A 14617-nucleotide genomic window follows, 5' to 3' on the forward strand; every position below is an offset into this window, starting at 1 on the left:
ATGCCCGAGGGCGTGATTGCGGCGCGGCAGACTGGCGTCGGAGAGGCGACTATGGCCTATGCATCGCTGCCGGCCGGCATGGTACGCGCGTCAGTGGGCGATGTGAACCTGCAACAGCCGGGCGCGGTAACGACAGCCATTCGGAAGGCCGTGGACGAAGTCGTGACGGGACGCGAGAAGCAGCTGACGCTGATCGTTCCGGACGCGGCGGTACGCGTGCTAATTCTCGATTTCGATTCCCTGCCGGCGAAGGCGGCGGATGCGCTGCCGATTCTTCGCTTCCGCCTGCGCAAGCTGATGTCTTTCGAGATCGATGAGGCTGCAATCGGCTACCAGGTGATGCGGCAGACCAAGGAGCAGGCCAAGGTACTGGTGACGGTCATGCCCGGTCCGGTGCGCGCGGAATATGAAAGCGCCGTGAGAGCTGCCGGATATGAGCCCGGCGTGGTGCTGCCGGCTACGCTGGCTTCGCTGGCTGCCCTGAACTTCGAGCAGGCGGCGCTGGTCGTTCGCCGCAACGGGCTGACGCTTACCACGGCGATCACCCAGGGAGATGAATTGCTGCTGTATCGCACCCTGGAGCTTCCCGAGTCCGATCGCGAGCATCATGACGAGCTGGCCCGCAGCCTGTCGGTCGCAGAAGCCTATTACGAAGACACTTTGCAGGGTGCGCCTTCGGCGCTGTATTACGTGGGACCGGGGGGAGCCGAGGGGCTGGTGAATGAACTCCATAGCGGCGGCATGCCGGTCGATCAGTCACCACGGGTGGTCGATCTGGTTCCTGTAACGGTGGGGGCTCTCAATGCCATGCCGCGCGGTCTTTCCGCCGGGGTGATCGGAGCGCTGGCACAGGCATGAAGATTTCTATCAATCTCGCAAGTCAGCCGTACGTGGATGTGCGCTCCATTGTGAAGCGCTGCCGCATCCTGATGCTGATTTTTGTACTGATCACGATTCCCTTGATGGTGATGCAGAAGTCGGCGGTTGCACGCGGACGCGATGCGATGGCCAGGGTGGCGTCTATGAATGCCCGGGTAGCGGGCCTGGAGCGCCAGCAGCAGAACTACGAAGCGATGATGCGCCAGCCGAACAACGCGGCAACGCTGACGCAGGCTGATTTTCTCAACAGCCTCTTTGCGCAGAAGTCGTTTTCCTGGACGGCAACCATGACCGACCTCGAGACCGTTCTACCCGGCGGCGTTCAGGTTCTGAGCCTCGATCCGGAGATTACCAAGAGCGGCGAGATCATCATTCGCCTGCGCGTGAGCGGCGCACGGGACCGCGGCATCGAACTGATCCACAACCTTGAGAAGTCCCGGCATTTCGCCTCGCCGCGACTGGCTGACGAAGCGCTTGCCCAGACATCCGGTCCGCAGAACGCCCTTCAGCCTATCAGCGCTTCGACGCTGGTGAACTTCGACATCCTGGCGGATTACAAGCCGCTAACCGAGAAAGATACGGCGGAATCGGACAAAGCGCCCCATGCTGAAAGCAAGCGAGGTAAGAAGTGAAGGACTGGCGCAAGTACTTTAATACGCTCACCCTTCACATCGCCGGAGTGGTGATTCTCCTTGGCGTTGTAATCTTCCTCGGCGTGCGCGCACTGGTTGCCATTCACGAGGCCGGGGAACTGCAGTCGACCGAGTATCAGCAGGCACAGATCCGTTATACGCAGCTGCAGGCACAGATGGCTCACCTGCAGGGGCTTCCCCAAAAGGTAGACCAGTCGCGCAAGGATGCAGAGCGGTTCTTTGACAAGCGCATTGCCGCGAACTACTCCACGGTTGTGGAACAGCTTGGCAATACCGCGATTAAGAACCAGGTACGGTTGACGCGCGCGCAGTACACACCGGCCCCGGCAACCGATGCGCTGACCGAGGTCCGTATCGACGCCAACCTGAGCGGCGATTACATTCCGCTGATGCACTTCATCAACGACCTCGAGCGGGACAAGGACCATGTGTTCTTCCTGATTGCCGGGGTTACCTTTACCGGCCAGCAGGGCGGCACGGTGAACCTGCGCCTGCGGTTGATCACGTATATTTCTGCGAATGCTACCGACCTGCCCCCGGCGGCGGCGGCCGAGGAATCTGTCAGCGAGGAGGGTGAACGCTGATGGCATTGAAGATTGGCGCGGAAGACAGGAAAAAAGTTCTGATCGCCGGAGGACTCGGGCTGGTCGTGCTGGCGCTGCTGGTAAAGACGCTGGTGCAAACCTTCGGCGGCCCCTCGACGCCGCCTCCTGCCGCGGCTCCTGCTCCTACCGTTGTTTCTGCTCCCGCTGCGCGACCTGCGCGACGCACGCCTGTGGCCCGCAATGTTCCGGCTGCGGCGCACGAGGCGGTCAAGCTTCCGGGATCGCTGGCTGCGCTCGATCCGACGCTGCATCCTGAGCTGATGGAGCGGGCTGAATCGCTGGTGTATGCGGGCAAGGGCCGGAATATCTTTTCGATGTCGGCGGCGCCGGCCCAGATCGAACAGCTTCATGCTGCGATCCGGCCGAACCAGGCTGGCCCGGTGGTGCCGCAGGGACCGCCTCCTCCGCCTCCGATTAACCTGAAGTTCTTTGGCTATGCTTCACAGGCAGGCGCGAAGAAGGCTTTCCTGCTGCAGGGCGACGATGTGTTTATCGCGGTGGCAGGGGATGTGGTCGATCACCGGTACAAGGTGGTCCGCATCGATCCGTCGTCGATTCAGGTGGAAGACCTGCCGTATAACAACACGCAGACGCTTCCTCTCATTCAGAACTAGCTATGAAACAGGCAGTACAAGCCGGATGGAAAGAGCATGGTGAAGAGGGATATATCCTCATTGCCGTGCTTTTTCTCGTAGCTGCGCTGCTGATTGCCCTGGCGGTTGCCGCGCCGCGCATGTCGAAGGCGATCCAGCGGGACCGGGAGCTGGAACTGGAGCATCGCGGCGAGCAGTACAAGCGGGCGATCCGGTTGTACTACAAGAAGTTCGGTTCGTATCCGGCGTCGATCGATCAGCTGATGAACACGAACGATATCCGCTTCCTGCGCAAGCGCTACACGGATCCGATGACAGGCAAGGACGACTGGGTGATGATCCACTTCGGCGAGGCGCATGTGAAGCCGCTGGGACTCTTCGGCCAGCCGATAGCCAGCGCCACGACCCTGGCGGGTGCGACTCCCGCAGCGGCGATGGGCGGGACGAGCGCAACGGGTATGGCCTCAACCTTTGGCAGCTCCCAGCTTTCGAACGCTACCAGCACCAGCACCGGCACTTCGACCATGGGCACTACGGGAGCGGGCATGGGTGGCGGCCTCTATGCGAGCACGCCAGACAGCGGTGACGGCAGCACTGGGAACACGAACGGCACCGGAAGCAGTTCGACCGGCGGGACCTCGACCGATAGCAGCTCAAGTGGAGGCAGTGCCTTTGGTTCTTCGTCCTCCTTCGGATCGGCCGGATCGTCGTCTTCCTTTAGTTCCACGACTTCTACGACCGGAACTTCGGGGACCTCAAGCGGTTTCGGGTCTACAGGTTCATCCGGCTCGGGCGGCTTCGGGTCTACCGGCTCCTCGGGTTCGGGTGGCTTTGGATCGAGTGGCAGTACCGCCGGACCTATTGTCGGGGTCAAGATCCCGAGCACCAAGGCCTCGATGATCGAGTACAAGAAGCAGAAGCACTACAACCAGTGGGAGTTCGTTTACGACCCGATCGAGGAGCAGCTGATGGCGGGCGGCATGCTCGGCGGGGGATCGCAGAACCTGAACGGCGGTTCGGCAACTACGGGATTGGGCGGATCGACCACAAGCACCGGAACGGGCATTGGAACCAGCAGCACGACAGGCACGAGCTCCACTTCAACGGGGAGCAGCTTCGGCAGCACGGGCGGATCAAGCTTCGGCTCAACATCGAACTCTCAGTAGGGCCGCAGCGCCAATAAAGAGAAAAGGCCTCGCCACGGCGAGGCCTTTCTCTTGTTCTGAAACCTGGATTAGACGCTGAACGAAGAGCCGCAGCCGCAGGTGCTCTTGGTGTTGGGGTTCTCGAACTTGAAGCCCGCAGCTTCAAGAGTCTCGACGTAATCCACTACGCAGCCGTTGAGGTACATCAGCGAAGTGGCATCGACGAAGACCTTGAGGCCGTCGAAGCTAAACACCTTATCCATCATGCCGGACTGGTTTTCGAACGACATGGAGTACTGGAAGCCAGAGCAGCCGCCGCCGACAACGCCGATACGCAGACCGGCAGGCAGGGGATCCTGCGTTGCCATAATTTCGCGCACTTTCACGGTCGCAGGTTCGGTCAGCGTGATGGGCGTCTTGGTCTGAACGGCTTCGGGGGTGGTGGTCATGGTTGCCATGAATACTCTCCTGACTGCTGGTAACTGAATCCAGTGTATCGCCGGTCTGATTCCGGCTCAACTCTCAGTTTAGATGATTGTTGTGTGAATTGGATTCACACGAAACGGGTATTCACGATGCGGTGATTTTCGCAGAGATGCGATGATACTCGGTCTCGGAGATAAGTCCTTTGCTCACCAGGCTATGAGGTGAGGAATAGGGGCGCTTGCTGACGATGTCCTGGGCCTTGTCGCCGGAGATTCCGGGCAGGGTGGCCAACTGATCGGGACTGGCGGAGTTGATGTCGATGGGACCGGAAGAGGCCGGGCTCTTCATGCCTTCTTTTACGCCGTCGGCGATGGCGTTTACCTGCCGTTCGGCATTCGCCGCGGCGACCTTGGCATCGGCGGCGGCTTCTTTTGCGTTCTTACGCACCTGCTCGGTCGTCTGCGCAGCCTGGTCCTTCAGCTGCTGGTCGCTGGGAGGCGCGGACTGACAGCCTGAGAGGACGATCAATACTCCGTACAACGCCAGTGTTGCAAGGCCCAGTATCTGAAACTCTTTTACCAGCTTCTGCTTCGTGCTCATTCTCTTCCCCCTTGCCGTCAAAATAGAATCGTTTTGATGCCCGAGGGTTGCCAATTCGGTTTCAGGGCGTGAAATTGGCGCTGTTCAAATCCCTTTGCACGGGACTATGATGCTTCCCGAACGGCCCCTCCTACCCCCTGAGCCCGGAGCCATCCGGACCCGCTCGGTATCAGGAGCCGGCTCTAAACCGAATCCCGAGGTGCGCCCATGAGCGCTATGCCTGTCCTGTGGATCGTATGGGCCGGAGCCACGGCAACCATGCTTATCCTGCTCGCCTATCGCGGTACACTTACCCGCTACGAGGAAGACCAGATCTTTCTTGACGATGCCAGCGACCATCAGAAGAACGAACAGACAGCGATCCTGCAGAAGGTAAACAAGATCACCCCGTTTGTTCGTGTAGCCACCGGGGCCACCTGCGCTTTAAGCGCCGGCATCATCGGCATCTACGTCTGGGACGCTGTTCGCCACCTGATGTAGGTTTTGTCTTCTTCTATGTTTCCAACCAGAGGGGATCTGCGTATTTCCTTCGGGCGGTCTTCTCCAGGCCGGAACCCCGGGTGCAGATCCCCTCACTTGGTTCGGGATGACACTGCCTCAGTGGGCTCGGGAGTGGGCTAGACCTTGGGCTTCTCGAGCGTTGTCTGTGCGTCGACCGTCACGTCGACGGTTGAGGCCACGTGTAAGGGAAATCTTCCGGGATTCTTCATGCCCCAGTCCACATAGGGGATGGTGAAGGTCAGGTTGGCCTTGGCATCGCCGGCGTGGCGCTCGATGGTTCCGTGCATGATGAGCGGGTGGTCGGTGCCGTGAATGGTGAAGGTGCCCTCGATCGATACCTGCTGCCTGCTGCCCGGCTTGAGTGAGCCGGTTACGCGGGTGGGGTGGAAAATTGCCTCAGGATACTGGGTGCTGTTGAGCACGTCGTTCTGCATCTTCTGGTCGCGCTCCCTGCTTTCCTTGTGGCTCGGATCTCCGCTCTTGCCTGATGCCAGCTCGACGATCAGCTCACCCTGAGCCTCTCCGGTGGAGGTGTCGATGGTGACGAGTCCGCCTTTGAGGTCGAAGGTTCCGTGAACGGGGTGCAGGGTGGTCTTGAGACTCCACTGAATATGCGTCTGCGCAGGCTCGAAGTGAACCCCGATTACGTCGGCGGGCTGCTGCGCCGATGCGCCATGGGCGAAGGCACAGGCAGCGAGGGTAAGCAGCGAAAGTCCGATGGTCCGGACGATGGAATTAGCTCCGCGCGGCGAAGGCTGGTGGGCAAAAGGCTTCATGCGAAATGGGATGCGGGGTTAGCCTCGTCCGCTGTGCGCGCACCCTTTCCGATCAAGGCACCTAGCGGCTTGCGTGATTCCCTGACGATTGCTCCGCCATGGCTTCGAGGTTCGAGGACGGGAAAGTGCGCCGGGCCATGGGGCGATGCAGCGCACGATGGGTGACGGTGAGGAGTTCGGCGTCCGCGGTGTCTTCACTCAGCTCCCAGATCATGACTCCGCCGAGATGCTGGTGCGCGGCGTAGCTGGCCTTGTAGCGAATCGAGACTGGGTCCTCGTATGTCCAGAAGGTGTGGCCGTCGAAGAGCCAGGGTGCCTTGGAGCGCTGGTCCCGGTAAAGCTCGAAGGGAAAACTGAGGTTGCGGATATCACGGTAGGGCTCGTCGTCATGGACGCTCTTCCCTAACTGAAACAGGCCATTGCCGGTGGCCGGCACCGCGGTCCAGCTGTATCCGTAAAACGGCAGCCCCATGAGGAGCTTTGAGGCCGGAATTCCGGCGGCCTGATAGTCGGCCATGCTGCGCTCGATGCTGTAGGCACGCGTGTCGGCGGGATCGGTGAAAAGGGGCGCGAGGAAACCGGTGCGCTGGTTCCAGGGACCGGTGTAGTCGTAGTTCATCACGCCAACTTCGTCGACGAGGGGCGCGACGGTGTGGAAGTCGGTTCCTGCCATCATGCGCGGCATGTGTCCGACGGCGATGGAGAGAGTGAGGTTCTTTTGTACGGCATCCATCTGATGACGGAACTCGGCGATAAGGTCGTGGAAGTTCGCGGCATCTTCCTGGTGGGGCGATTCCCAATCGATGTCGATGCCATCGAAGATCCCCGGCTCGCTCACTCCGGGTGCGAAGCGCCCCTTGAGAAAGACATCGACGCAGGAGGCGACGAAGGCTTTGCGGTTTTCAGGCTGGGCGTCTTTAGCAAAGTCTGCTGCCTTGCCTTCGAGCGAAATCAGGATCTTCAGATGCGGGTAGCGGCGCTTCAGCTCCTGCAGCTGATGGAAGTAGCCACGAAACGGTGAGTTGGGGTTGTCGGGAAGACCGTTGACGCTGTTTTCGCGCACATAGACGGTGTTCAGATCGGCATTCGGATCAGCCACGGAGCAGCGGCCATTGGTGACGAAGCCCTGCGCGTAGTTGATCTGGTCGAGGCGTTTCGCGCTGCCACTCGTGACCAGGTTTTTCACATAGAAGGGCTGATCGTAATAGAGCCCCCACTGCGGGAAGTAGCCGATAAGCAGCGGACGGTGGCGCTCGGCGTGAGCGGCCAGTGCGGCGAAAGCCAAAGCGATGACGGCGGCCATCCGCCAGAACCAGTGAGAGCGCCCATTTGCCATGCAAGTAAAGACGGCATCTGTCGGCATTTGGTTGAATCATTTGTCCCGAGGCGGGCGCCAGGCAGCCCAAAATGGGTCGCCGGTTATCGTTCGGGGGCGACTGCCAACACTTCTCCAGCCGCGGATGGGTCGGACAGATGGTCGGGGAGGTGGATGATTTTTCTTCCCTGGAAACGCATGCGGGATCTCAGGAATTTCGTGACTGGCAGCTCGACCAGCGAGTGCACCACGCATCCCGCCCCGATACCCAGTGCCACACTCATGGTTACTGAGAGCCAGACGATGGGGTGATTGAGGCGCCGGAGCAGAGCCGGGGCCAGGGGCGCAACCATGGAGTGAAAGAGATAGACGGCGTAGGAGGCGTCGCCGAGAAACAAGATCCATTTTGGCATCCGGGTAAGGAATGGCTCCATTTCGACAACCGCCCAGAGGATGAGCGCAGCCGAAAGCCCGAGCATGAGCTGGGTGTGCATGAATACGGGGCTCGTCAGAGAAACAAAACCGAGCGCAGCCAGTCCAGCCGTCAGAAATGGATTGAGCGGTTTCTCGCGCTTCTGCAGGAACCTGGCGATCAGCATGCCGTAAAGGAAATCGAGGACGATGGCATCGGTATAGAACATGTACGGCGGCCCGCTGAAGACCTGCCAGTGCGAGGCCACCGCGAGACCGGTGAAGATGATTCCCAGAACCCAGTACACGCTTGCCCGCATAGCGAGGCAGAGGGTGAAGAGGAAGTAGAAAAACATCTCGAAGTTGAGCGTCCAGCCGACGCCCAGCAGGGGTCTGTACTCAAGATCGGCGTTATGCGCCGGGAAGAAAACGTAGGTCGAGAAGATCTGCCACGGGCCGGCCTGTGCGTGGAGCACCTCGGCCGCGCCCGCGAGCATGAATGCCAGCTTCAGGGTCGTCGCTATCCAGTAAAGGGGCACGATGCGGACGAGACGCCTCTCCGCAAAGATGGCCCAGCCGCCGGGGCTCGTGAGCAGAGATCGCGAAGAGTGAATCATCACGAATCCGCTGAGCACAAAAAACAGGTCAACGCCGGTCGCCCCGCCTGGCCAGTAGCGGTAGCCGGGAGCAAGGCGTTCGGCAGCGTAAAAACCTGAGTGGGTGCAGAGCACCATGATGGCTGCGATGGCTCGCAACGCCTGCAATCCCCGGAAAACCTTCGTGCGACTCTCGGGCACCAGCTTGCCGGACGGAATCGAAGTCAACAGAGCCCCCAATCAAGGTCAACAGCAGGGATTGCGGCTTAGTATATGCACGATTACGTCTAAATTCCTTGATCCGGTGGGCGTGGAGCGGGAGGGCCACCGGCAGCATAAATAACTTTTGGGGCTGCCATAATTTCGTATAATTACGTTTAGTTTCCCCTACAAGCCGAAAGGTAATGAGCCGCGAAATGCGTTGCCGGAACACCGGCTGCTGCGCCGCGTTATCACGTAACGCGGATTCCGATGGATAACCCGCTTGGGCAGACAGGGGTAAAACCGGTTGTTTTTATGCACGGCAGGCGGGATGTAAGAAGTTAATTGCTTTCCTACGAAACAAATGATAATTAAACGGAATCAAGTTTTCGAATTCTATCTGGATAACTGAATGCCTTCGTTCGATATCACGATTGCCGGGGAAATCAACCTCGACCTGATTCTTTACGGACTGCCGGAGGAGATGGCCACGGAGCGGGAGCTTCTGGGCGATGGCTTCGAGGTGACGCTGGGCAGTTCTTCGGCCATCCTGGCGCATAACCTGGCGACGCTGGGGATTTCGACCGGCTTCATCACGCGGGTCGGCCACGATGAGTTCGGGCAGATTGCGCTTGAGCGCATGCGTGCCGCCGGGGTGGACCTGAGCAAGGTCGTCGAGAGCCGGACGAAGACCAAGACCGGCGTGACGATCCTGCTGCCGCATGGCGGCCATCGCCACATCCTGACGTATCCGGGAACGATGGTTGAGATGACGCGCGCGGACCTGGATATGGACTACCTCGCTTCGTCGCGGCACTTTCATCTTTCTTCCCTCTTCCTGCTTAAAGGCCTGGAGCCGGATTTTCCGGCGATCTTTCGCGAACTGAAATCGCGCGGGCTGACGCTCTCGCTCGATACGAACGATGATCCGGCTGACGAATGGGGCGGCGTGTTGCGAGAGCTGCTGCCGATGGTCGATATTCTGTTGCCCAACCGTGGTGAGCTGTGCCGCATGATGGGCCGCGATACGGTCGAAGCGGCGCTCGATGACCTTGTGGGCGTTGTGCCTCTCGTTGCGGTGAAGTGCGGCAGCGAGGGCGCGCTGGTGCAGGTGGGTCGTGAGCGCGTGAAGGTGCCGGGCCTGAAAGTAACAGCGACGGATACGATTGGCGCGGGCGACAGCTTTAATTCGGGTTTCCTGGCGGCGTGGCTTTCGGGTGCGAATCCTGTGGAAGCAGCCGCGGCGGCGAACATTACCGGCGCGCTTTCGACGCAGCGACCGGGTGGGACAGAAGCATTTCGAGAAGTGGAATTGCGTGAGAGTTTTCTTCAGAAGCACGGCTTCCCCGCGGTTCGGAGCCGGCAGCAGGTGCAGGCATGAAAACACGTTTATTACTGGCCGTGGCTACGGCTTCACTCGCCTTCGCAGTGCATGCGCAGACGCTGACAAACAAGACACTCACCGCGAAGATTTCGGCGCAGCCTCAGCCGCTGCTTGAGATTGACGACACCGATGCGTCGCGAAGCATCAAGCTACCGGAGCTGTTTCATATCACGATGAAGGACGGCTCGGTGCTGACTTCTTCGAGCATGAAGCGGTCAGGAGATTTCGCGACTTACCCGGCTGGTCCTGGCAAGCAGATCTGCAATGTGTGGACGGATGCGAAGACGGACGCCAAAGTGGCGTGGTGCCTGCTGTCTCGCCCCGATGATCACCACATGCGGGCGAAGCTCGAGATTACGGCTGGCGGGAAAGACCTGCCTATGACCGATGTCCGGCTGCTCGATTTTGCGGATGCGAATGCTCATGTGTCTGGAACAGTGAAGGGCTCGCCGGTTGTCGACGACCGCATGTTCTTTGGCTTTGAGCATCCGCTCTCATGGAGCAAGGTTGTGAGCGGCCACGTGCAGGCGGGCATGGCGCGCACGCTTCCGTTGAAGGCCGGGCAATCTGTAACTTACTCGGCTGTCATTGGCACGGCTGCCGCCGGGCAGATGCGGCGCGATTTCCTTTCTTATATTGAGGAAGAACGGCCTCGGCCTTACAAGCCTTTCCTGCACTACAACTCCTGGTACGACATTGGTTATGAGAATCGCTTCAGCGAAGCGGATGCGATCGATCGCGTGCATGCCTATGGGACCGAACTGGTTGAGAAGCGCCATGTGAAGCTGGATGGCTTCATGTTCGATGATGGATGGGACGATCCGAATACGCTGTGGGGCTTCGATAAGGGCTTTCCGGATGGCTTCACGAAGACCTCGCAGGCGGCAGAGGCTTTTCATGCTGGCGTTGGCGTGTGGCTTTCTCCATGGGGCGGCTATGCGGAGCAGAAGCAGGAACGGGTGGCCTATGGCAAGGCGCATGGGCTTGAGATTGTGAAGGGCGGTTATGCGCTCTCCGGACCGAAATACTTCAAGGCCTTCGAAGACGTGATGCTGAAGATGGTCGATCAGTATCACGTGAACCAGTTCAAGATCGATGGCACGGGCAATGCAGACAGCGTGGTTCCCGGCTCACAGTTCGACAGCGACTTCAACGCGGCGCTCTACCTGATCCACGAGGTTCGCGAAAAAAAGCCTGGCATCTTCATCAACCTGACTACGGGCACTTATCCTTCGCCCTTCTGGCTTTTCGACGCTGACTCGATCTGGCGCGGCGGCGAGGACCACGACTTTGCAGGTGTGGGCTCGTGGCGGCAGAAGTGGATCACGTATCGCGACCAGGAAACGTATCGCATGACGGTGCAGCGCGGGCCGCTCTTCCCGATTAACTCGCTGATGCTTCACGGAATGATTTACGCGAAGCAGGCACGGAACCTGATGGTCGATCCGAACAATGAATTTCCTGAAGAGGTGCAGTCATACTTTGCCGGTGGCACGCAGCTGCAGGAGATGTACATTACACCTTCGCTGATGAACGACAAGAACTGGGACACGCTGGCGTACTGGGCGAAGTGGTCGCGCAGCCACTCGGAGATTCTGAAGGATACACACTGGATCGGCGGCGATCCGGGCAAGCTGGAAGTGTACGGATGGGCTGCGTGGGCTCCTTCAGGCTGGACGATTACGTTGCGGAATCCTTCGGACAAGCCGCAGAGCTACAAGCTGGATGTGAAGCAGGCGCTGGAGCTGCCGCAGAGTGCTCCGGAGTCGTACATGGTCAGCGAGATTGTGTCGATGGCGAATGGACAGGCTCAGAGCTGGAAGGTAACGGATGCGCAGACGATTGCGCTGAAGCCGTTTGAGGTTCGCACGTTTGAGTCGCAGTCATCGCACTAATTTTTTGAAGATCGAACGGCCGATACAGGCCGCACCCTTGGTAGGAGCTTGAAACGTGAATCCGTTGAACGAATTGCTGAAGCTGTCGGCCTCTGAAAAAGAGACGAGAGGTATTGTGCATACGCCGCAGGAGATTGCACAACAACCTGAGACGTGGACCCGCAGCTGGCAGGGACAGAAGGCGCGGATGAAAGAGATCCAAGACTTTCTGACGTCGGTTGGTGTAGGTCCCCATGCGAAAGAAAAGGCGACTGTGTTTCTGGTGGGCGCAGGCACGTCGGACTATATTGGGCACTGCCTGCATCATCTGCTGCGCGAGAAGTGGCAGACCGAGGTGATTCCGGTTTCGAGCACGGATCTGCTGACGGATTTCTCGGAGACCTTGCTTGAAGGGCAGCGCTATCTTTGGATCTCGTTCTCGCGCTCGGGCGATAGCCCTGAAAGCGTTGCGGTAATTGAGCGCGCCATTGCGGATCGACCGGACATTGCGCACCTTGTTGTCACCTGCAATGAGTCGGGCAAGATGATTCGCATGATGGAAGGCCGCAGCAACTGCTTCGGCATCGTGCTGTCGAAGGAGACGAACGACGGAGGGCTGGCGATGACCAGCTCCTTCACCAACATGACGCTGACCGGGCAGGGCCTGGCGCATGCGTGGTCCGCTGACGAGTATGAGCCGATCGTGGAAGCGGTTGCTCAGGCTGGCTCTGCGTTTTTGCCGGTGGCCGCGGAGACGGCTGCGAAGCTTGCGAGCGATGGCTACCAGCGCGCCTGCTTTGTGGGATCGACGGCGATGGCGGGTGCTGCGAAAGAAGCTGCTCTGAAGCTGCTGGAGCTGACGGCTGGGCAGTTGAAGACGATGTCGCAGGCTACGCTGGCGCTGCGCCACGGGCCCATGGCGGCGCTCGACCAGGAGACGCTGTTCATTGGGTTTCTTTCGACGCAGACCAAGCGGCAGCGTTATGAGATAGACCTGTTTCGCGAGATCGAGCGCAAGGAGCTGGTGAAGCAGTCGGTTGCAGTTGCGGGCAGCGGGGTGGTAAGTCTGCCGAGCCTTGAGAAAACTTTAGTGATTGGTCCGGAGAAGGAATTTGCTGTGCCGGATCTTTATCGCCCGGTGACCGATATTGTTTTTGGCCAGTTGCTCGGCCTGTTCGCGAGCCTTGCATGTGGACTTACTCCTGATACCCCCAGCCCGAATGGCGCTATCACTCGTGTTGTGCAGCCGATTGAGATTCACTGATGACACAGACTTCTGATTTCGATTTGAAAGACCTGGCTCGTGCTCGTGCCGCGGGTGTTCACAAGGGCATTTACTCGGTTTGTTCGGCGCATCCGTGGGTGATTGAAGCGGCGATGCGGCAAGTGCTCGACGGCGATAGCGTGCTGTTGATCGAGGCTACCTGCAACCAGGTGAACCAGTTCGGCGGCTACACGGGCATGACGCCCGCGGACTTCCGCGATTATGCGATCGGTATCGCCGAGTGCGTTGGCTTCCCTGCCAATCGACTGCTGCTGGGCGGCGATCATCTGGGGCCGAATCCGTGGAAGAACCTGCCCGCGGATGAGGCGATGAAGAACTCGGAAGACCTTGTCGCTGCGTTTGTCGATGCGGGATTCACGAAGATTCATCTCGATACGAGCATGGGCTGCAAGGGCGATCCGACTCCGCTGCCGGATGCCACGATTGCGGAGCGTGCTGCGCGGCTGGCCAAGGTTACGGAAGGGCGCGCGGGCAGCGAGAAGCTGCGCTATGTGATTGGGACGGAGGTTCCGACTCCTGGTGGCGCGGTTGAAGAAGAACTCACCGTCAGCGTGACCAAGTATAAGGACGCCGAGCATGCGCTGCTGATCCACAAGGAAGCTTTTGCTGCGCAGGGCCTCGATGCGATGTGGGACAAGGTTGTGGCTCTCGTTGTGCAGCCGGGTGTGGAGTTCGGTCACGATGACGTGGTTGAATACGATTCGGAAAAAGCGAAGGAGCTTTGCTCTTTGCTCGATGCGCATGATGGGTTGATCTTCGAAGCGCACTCGACCGACTACCAGCTGCCGCAGGCTTATCGCGAACTGGTGCGGGATGGGTTTCCGATTCTGAAGGTGGGGCCGGCGCTTACGTTTGCCATGCGCGAGGTTCTGTTTGCGCTGGAGGCGATTGAGCGCTTCCTGGTGCCTAAGAATGCCTGGTCGAATCTTGCCGAGGTGGCCGAGCGTGTGATGGTGGAGAAGCCTGACAACTGGAAGCATCATTATCACGGCAACGAACGCACGCTGCATGTTTTGCGCATTGCGAGCTATAGCGATCGCATTCGTTACTACTGGAATGTTCCGGAGATCGAGAATACTGTCGCGAAGCTGGTTGCGAATTTGAGCAGCGTAGAAATTCCGGAGACGTTGTTGTCGGCTTATCTGCCGGTGCAGTATGCGCGGGTGCGTGAGGGGTTGGTGGGAAGGACTCCTGTGGCGCTGATTCTGGATGGGATTCAGTGCATGCTCGAGCCTTATGTGGCGGCTTGTAAGTAGGTTCGGCCTCAGGGGCTAAAGCCCTTTTTTCTTGTTCTTTGGTGGCAGGGCTAAAGCCCTGCCCTACCTTTTTGTTGGCTCATCTTGTGGGCGTCGCAGGGGCTAAAGCCCTTTTCG

At 59.4% G+C, this 14617-nt stretch carries 15 protein-coding genes; 10 read left to right on the top strand and 5 right to left on the bottom strand.

Annotation, left to right across the window (positions count from 1 at the left end; all coding sequences use genetic code 11):
* The 5 genes from LJD29_RS03385 to LJD29_RS03405 are packed head-to-tail and all read left to right on the top strand — an operon-like array spanning position 1 to position 3896.
* Positions 1 to 858 (top strand): type IV pilus biogenesis protein PilM, encoded by an 858-nt coding sequence (locus LJD29_RS03385; protein ID WP_446744350.1) that lies wholly within the window; start codon positions 1 to 3, stop codon positions 856 to 858.
* Positions 855 to 1511 (top strand): PilN family protein, encoded by a 657-nt coding sequence (locus tag LJD29_RS03390; RefSeq protein ID WP_446744351.1) that lies wholly within the window; start codon positions 855 to 857, stop codon positions 1509 to 1511. The genes LJD29_RS03385 and LJD29_RS03390 overlap by 4 nt, the downstream gene beginning before the upstream one ends.
* Entirely contained in the window at positions 1508 to 2116 is a 609-nt protein-coding gene (locus LJD29_RS03395; RefSeq protein ID WP_446744352.1) for a hypothetical protein, read from the top strand. The genes LJD29_RS03390 and LJD29_RS03395 overlap by 4 nt, the downstream gene beginning before the upstream one ends.
* The gene (locus LJD29_RS03400; protein ID WP_446744353.1) at positions 2116 to 2751 is read left to right on the top strand and encodes a hypothetical protein; all 636 of its coding nucleotides are present in this window, start codon (positions 2116 to 2118) and stop codon (positions 2749 to 2751) included. The genes LJD29_RS03395 and LJD29_RS03400 overlap by 1 nt, the downstream gene beginning before the upstream one ends.
* 2 nt (positions 2752 to 2753) lie before the next feature.
* Complete coding sequence (locus LJD29_RS03405) at positions 2754 to 3896, top strand: hypothetical protein (protein ID WP_446744354.1); 1143 nt, start codon at positions 2754 to 2756, stop codon at positions 3894 to 3896.
* A gap of 68 nt (positions 3897 to 3964) precedes the next feature.
* On the opposite strand, the gene LJD29_RS03410 is transcribed toward LJD29_RS03405, so the two are convergent.
* Together LJD29_RS03410 and LJD29_RS03415 are read right to left on the bottom strand one after the other, a co-directional pair.
* Positions 3965 to 4333: a HesB/IscA family protein gene (locus tag LJD29_RS03410; protein WP_446744355.1), complete on the bottom strand. Its 369-nt coding sequence runs from the start codon at positions 4331 to 4333 to the stop codon at positions 3965 to 3967.
* Between the two features lie 112 nt (positions 4334 to 4445).
* Complete coding sequence (locus LJD29_RS03415) at positions 4446 to 4901, bottom strand: ComEA family DNA-binding protein (protein ID WP_446744356.1); 456 nt, start codon at positions 4899 to 4901, stop codon at positions 4446 to 4448.
* 207 nt (positions 4902 to 5108) lie between these two features.
* Between LJD29_RS03415 and LJD29_RS03420 the strand changes: the two genes are divergently transcribed.
* Positions 5109 to 5381, top strand: coding sequence for a hypothetical protein (locus tag LJD29_RS03420; protein ID WP_446744357.1), 273 nt, complete (start codon positions 5109 to 5111; stop codon positions 5379 to 5381).
* 137 nt (positions 5382 to 5518) lie between these two features.
* On the opposite strand, the gene LJD29_RS03425 is transcribed toward LJD29_RS03420, so the two are convergent.
* The 3 genes from LJD29_RS03425 to LJD29_RS03435 form a co-directional block, all read right to left on the bottom strand.
* Positions 5519 to 6178: a YceI family protein gene (locus LJD29_RS03425; RefSeq protein WP_446744358.1), complete on the bottom strand. Its 660-nt coding sequence runs from the start codon at positions 6176 to 6178 to the stop codon at positions 5519 to 5521.
* A 61-nt stretch (positions 6179 to 6239) separates the two neighbouring features.
* The gene (locus tag LJD29_RS03430) at positions 6240 to 7541 is read right to left on the bottom strand and encodes a glycoside hydrolase family 18 protein (RefSeq protein ID WP_446744359.1); all 1302 of its coding nucleotides are present in this window, start codon (positions 7539 to 7541) and stop codon (positions 6240 to 6242) included.
* A gap of 56 nt (positions 7542 to 7597) precedes the next feature.
* Entirely contained in the window at positions 7598 to 8728 is a 1131-nt protein-coding gene (locus tag LJD29_RS03435; RefSeq protein ID WP_446744360.1) for an acyltransferase family protein, read from the bottom strand.
* A 385-nt stretch (positions 8729 to 9113) separates the two neighbouring features.
* Between LJD29_RS03435 and LJD29_RS03440 the strand changes: the two genes are divergently transcribed.
* The 4 genes from LJD29_RS03440 to LJD29_RS03455 are packed head-to-tail and all read left to right on the top strand — an operon-like array spanning position 9114 to position 14500.
* On the top strand, positions 9114 to 10082 hold the full coding sequence (locus LJD29_RS03440) for a carbohydrate kinase family protein (RefSeq protein WP_446744361.1): 969 nt from the start codon (positions 9114 to 9116) through the stop codon (positions 10080 to 10082).
* On the top strand, positions 10079 to 11980 hold the full coding sequence (locus LJD29_RS03445; protein WP_446744362.1) for an alpha-amylase family protein: 1902 nt from the start codon (positions 10079 to 10081) through the stop codon (positions 11978 to 11980). Before LJD29_RS03440 ends, LJD29_RS03445 begins: the two co-directional genes overlap by 4 nt.
* 55 nt (positions 11981 to 12035) lie before the next feature.
* The gene (locus LJD29_RS03450) at positions 12036 to 13223 is read left to right on the top strand and encodes an SIS domain-containing protein (protein ID WP_446744363.1); all 1188 of its coding nucleotides are present in this window, start codon (positions 12036 to 12038) and stop codon (positions 13221 to 13223) included.
* Positions 13223 to 14500: a D-tagatose-bisphosphate aldolase, class II, non-catalytic subunit gene (locus LJD29_RS03455; RefSeq protein WP_446744364.1), complete on the top strand. Its 1278-nt coding sequence runs from the start codon at positions 13223 to 13225 to the stop codon at positions 14498 to 14500. The genes LJD29_RS03450 and LJD29_RS03455 overlap by 1 nt, the downstream gene beginning before the upstream one ends.
* Positions 14501 to 14617: the final 117 nt, after the last annotated feature.

The organism is Silvibacterium acidisoli, assembly GCA_022870745.1.
Lineage (GTDB): Bacteria > Acidobacteriota > Terriglobia > Terriglobales > Acidobacteriaceae > Silvibacterium.

Excerpts from the sequence above, each read along its gene's own strand:
- LJD29_RS03385 (WP_446744350.1), top strand. The coding sequence starts at position 1 with ATGCCCGAGGGCGTGATTGCGGCGCGGCAGACTGGCGTCGGAGAGGCG.
- LJD29_RS03390 (WP_446744351.1), top strand. The coding sequence starts at position 855 with ATGAAGATTTCTATCAATCTCGCAAGTCAGCCGTACGTGGATGTGCGC.
- LJD29_RS03400 (WP_446744353.1), top strand. The coding sequence starts at position 2,116 with ATGGCATTGAAGATTGGCGCGGAAGACAGGAAAAAAGTTCTGATCGCC.
- LJD29_RS03405 (WP_446744354.1), top strand. The coding sequence starts at position 2,754 with ATGAAACAGGCAGTACAAGCCGGATGGAAAGAGCATGGTGAAGAGGGA.
- LJD29_RS03410 (WP_446744355.1), bottom strand. The coding sequence starts at position 4,333 with ATGGCAACCATGACCACCACCCCCGAAGCCGTTCAGACCAAGACGCCC.
- LJD29_RS03415 (WP_446744356.1), bottom strand. The coding sequence starts at position 4,901 with ATGAGCACGAAGCAGAAGCTGGTAAAAGAGTTTCAGATACTGGGCCTT.
- LJD29_RS03420 (WP_446744357.1), top strand. The coding sequence starts at position 5,109 with ATGAGCGCTATGCCTGTCCTGTGGATCGTATGGGCCGGAGCCACGGCA.
- LJD29_RS03425 (WP_446744358.1), bottom strand. The coding sequence starts at position 6,178 with ATGAAGCCTTTTGCCCACCAGCCTTCGCCGCGCGGAGCTAATTCCATC.
- LJD29_RS03430 (WP_446744359.1), bottom strand. The coding sequence starts at position 7,541 with ATGCCGACAGATGCCGTCTTTACTTGCATGGCAAATGGGCGCTCTCAC.
- LJD29_RS03440 (WP_446744361.1), top strand. The coding sequence starts at position 9,114 with ATGCCTTCGTTCGATATCACGATTGCCGGGGAAATCAACCTCGACCTG.
- LJD29_RS03445 (WP_446744362.1), top strand. The coding sequence starts at position 10,079 with ATGAAAACACGTTTATTACTGGCCGTGGCTACGGCTTCACTCGCCTTC.
- LJD29_RS03455 (WP_446744364.1), top strand. The coding sequence starts at position 13,223 with ATGACACAGACTTCTGATTTCGATTTGAAAGACCTGGCTCGTGCTCGT.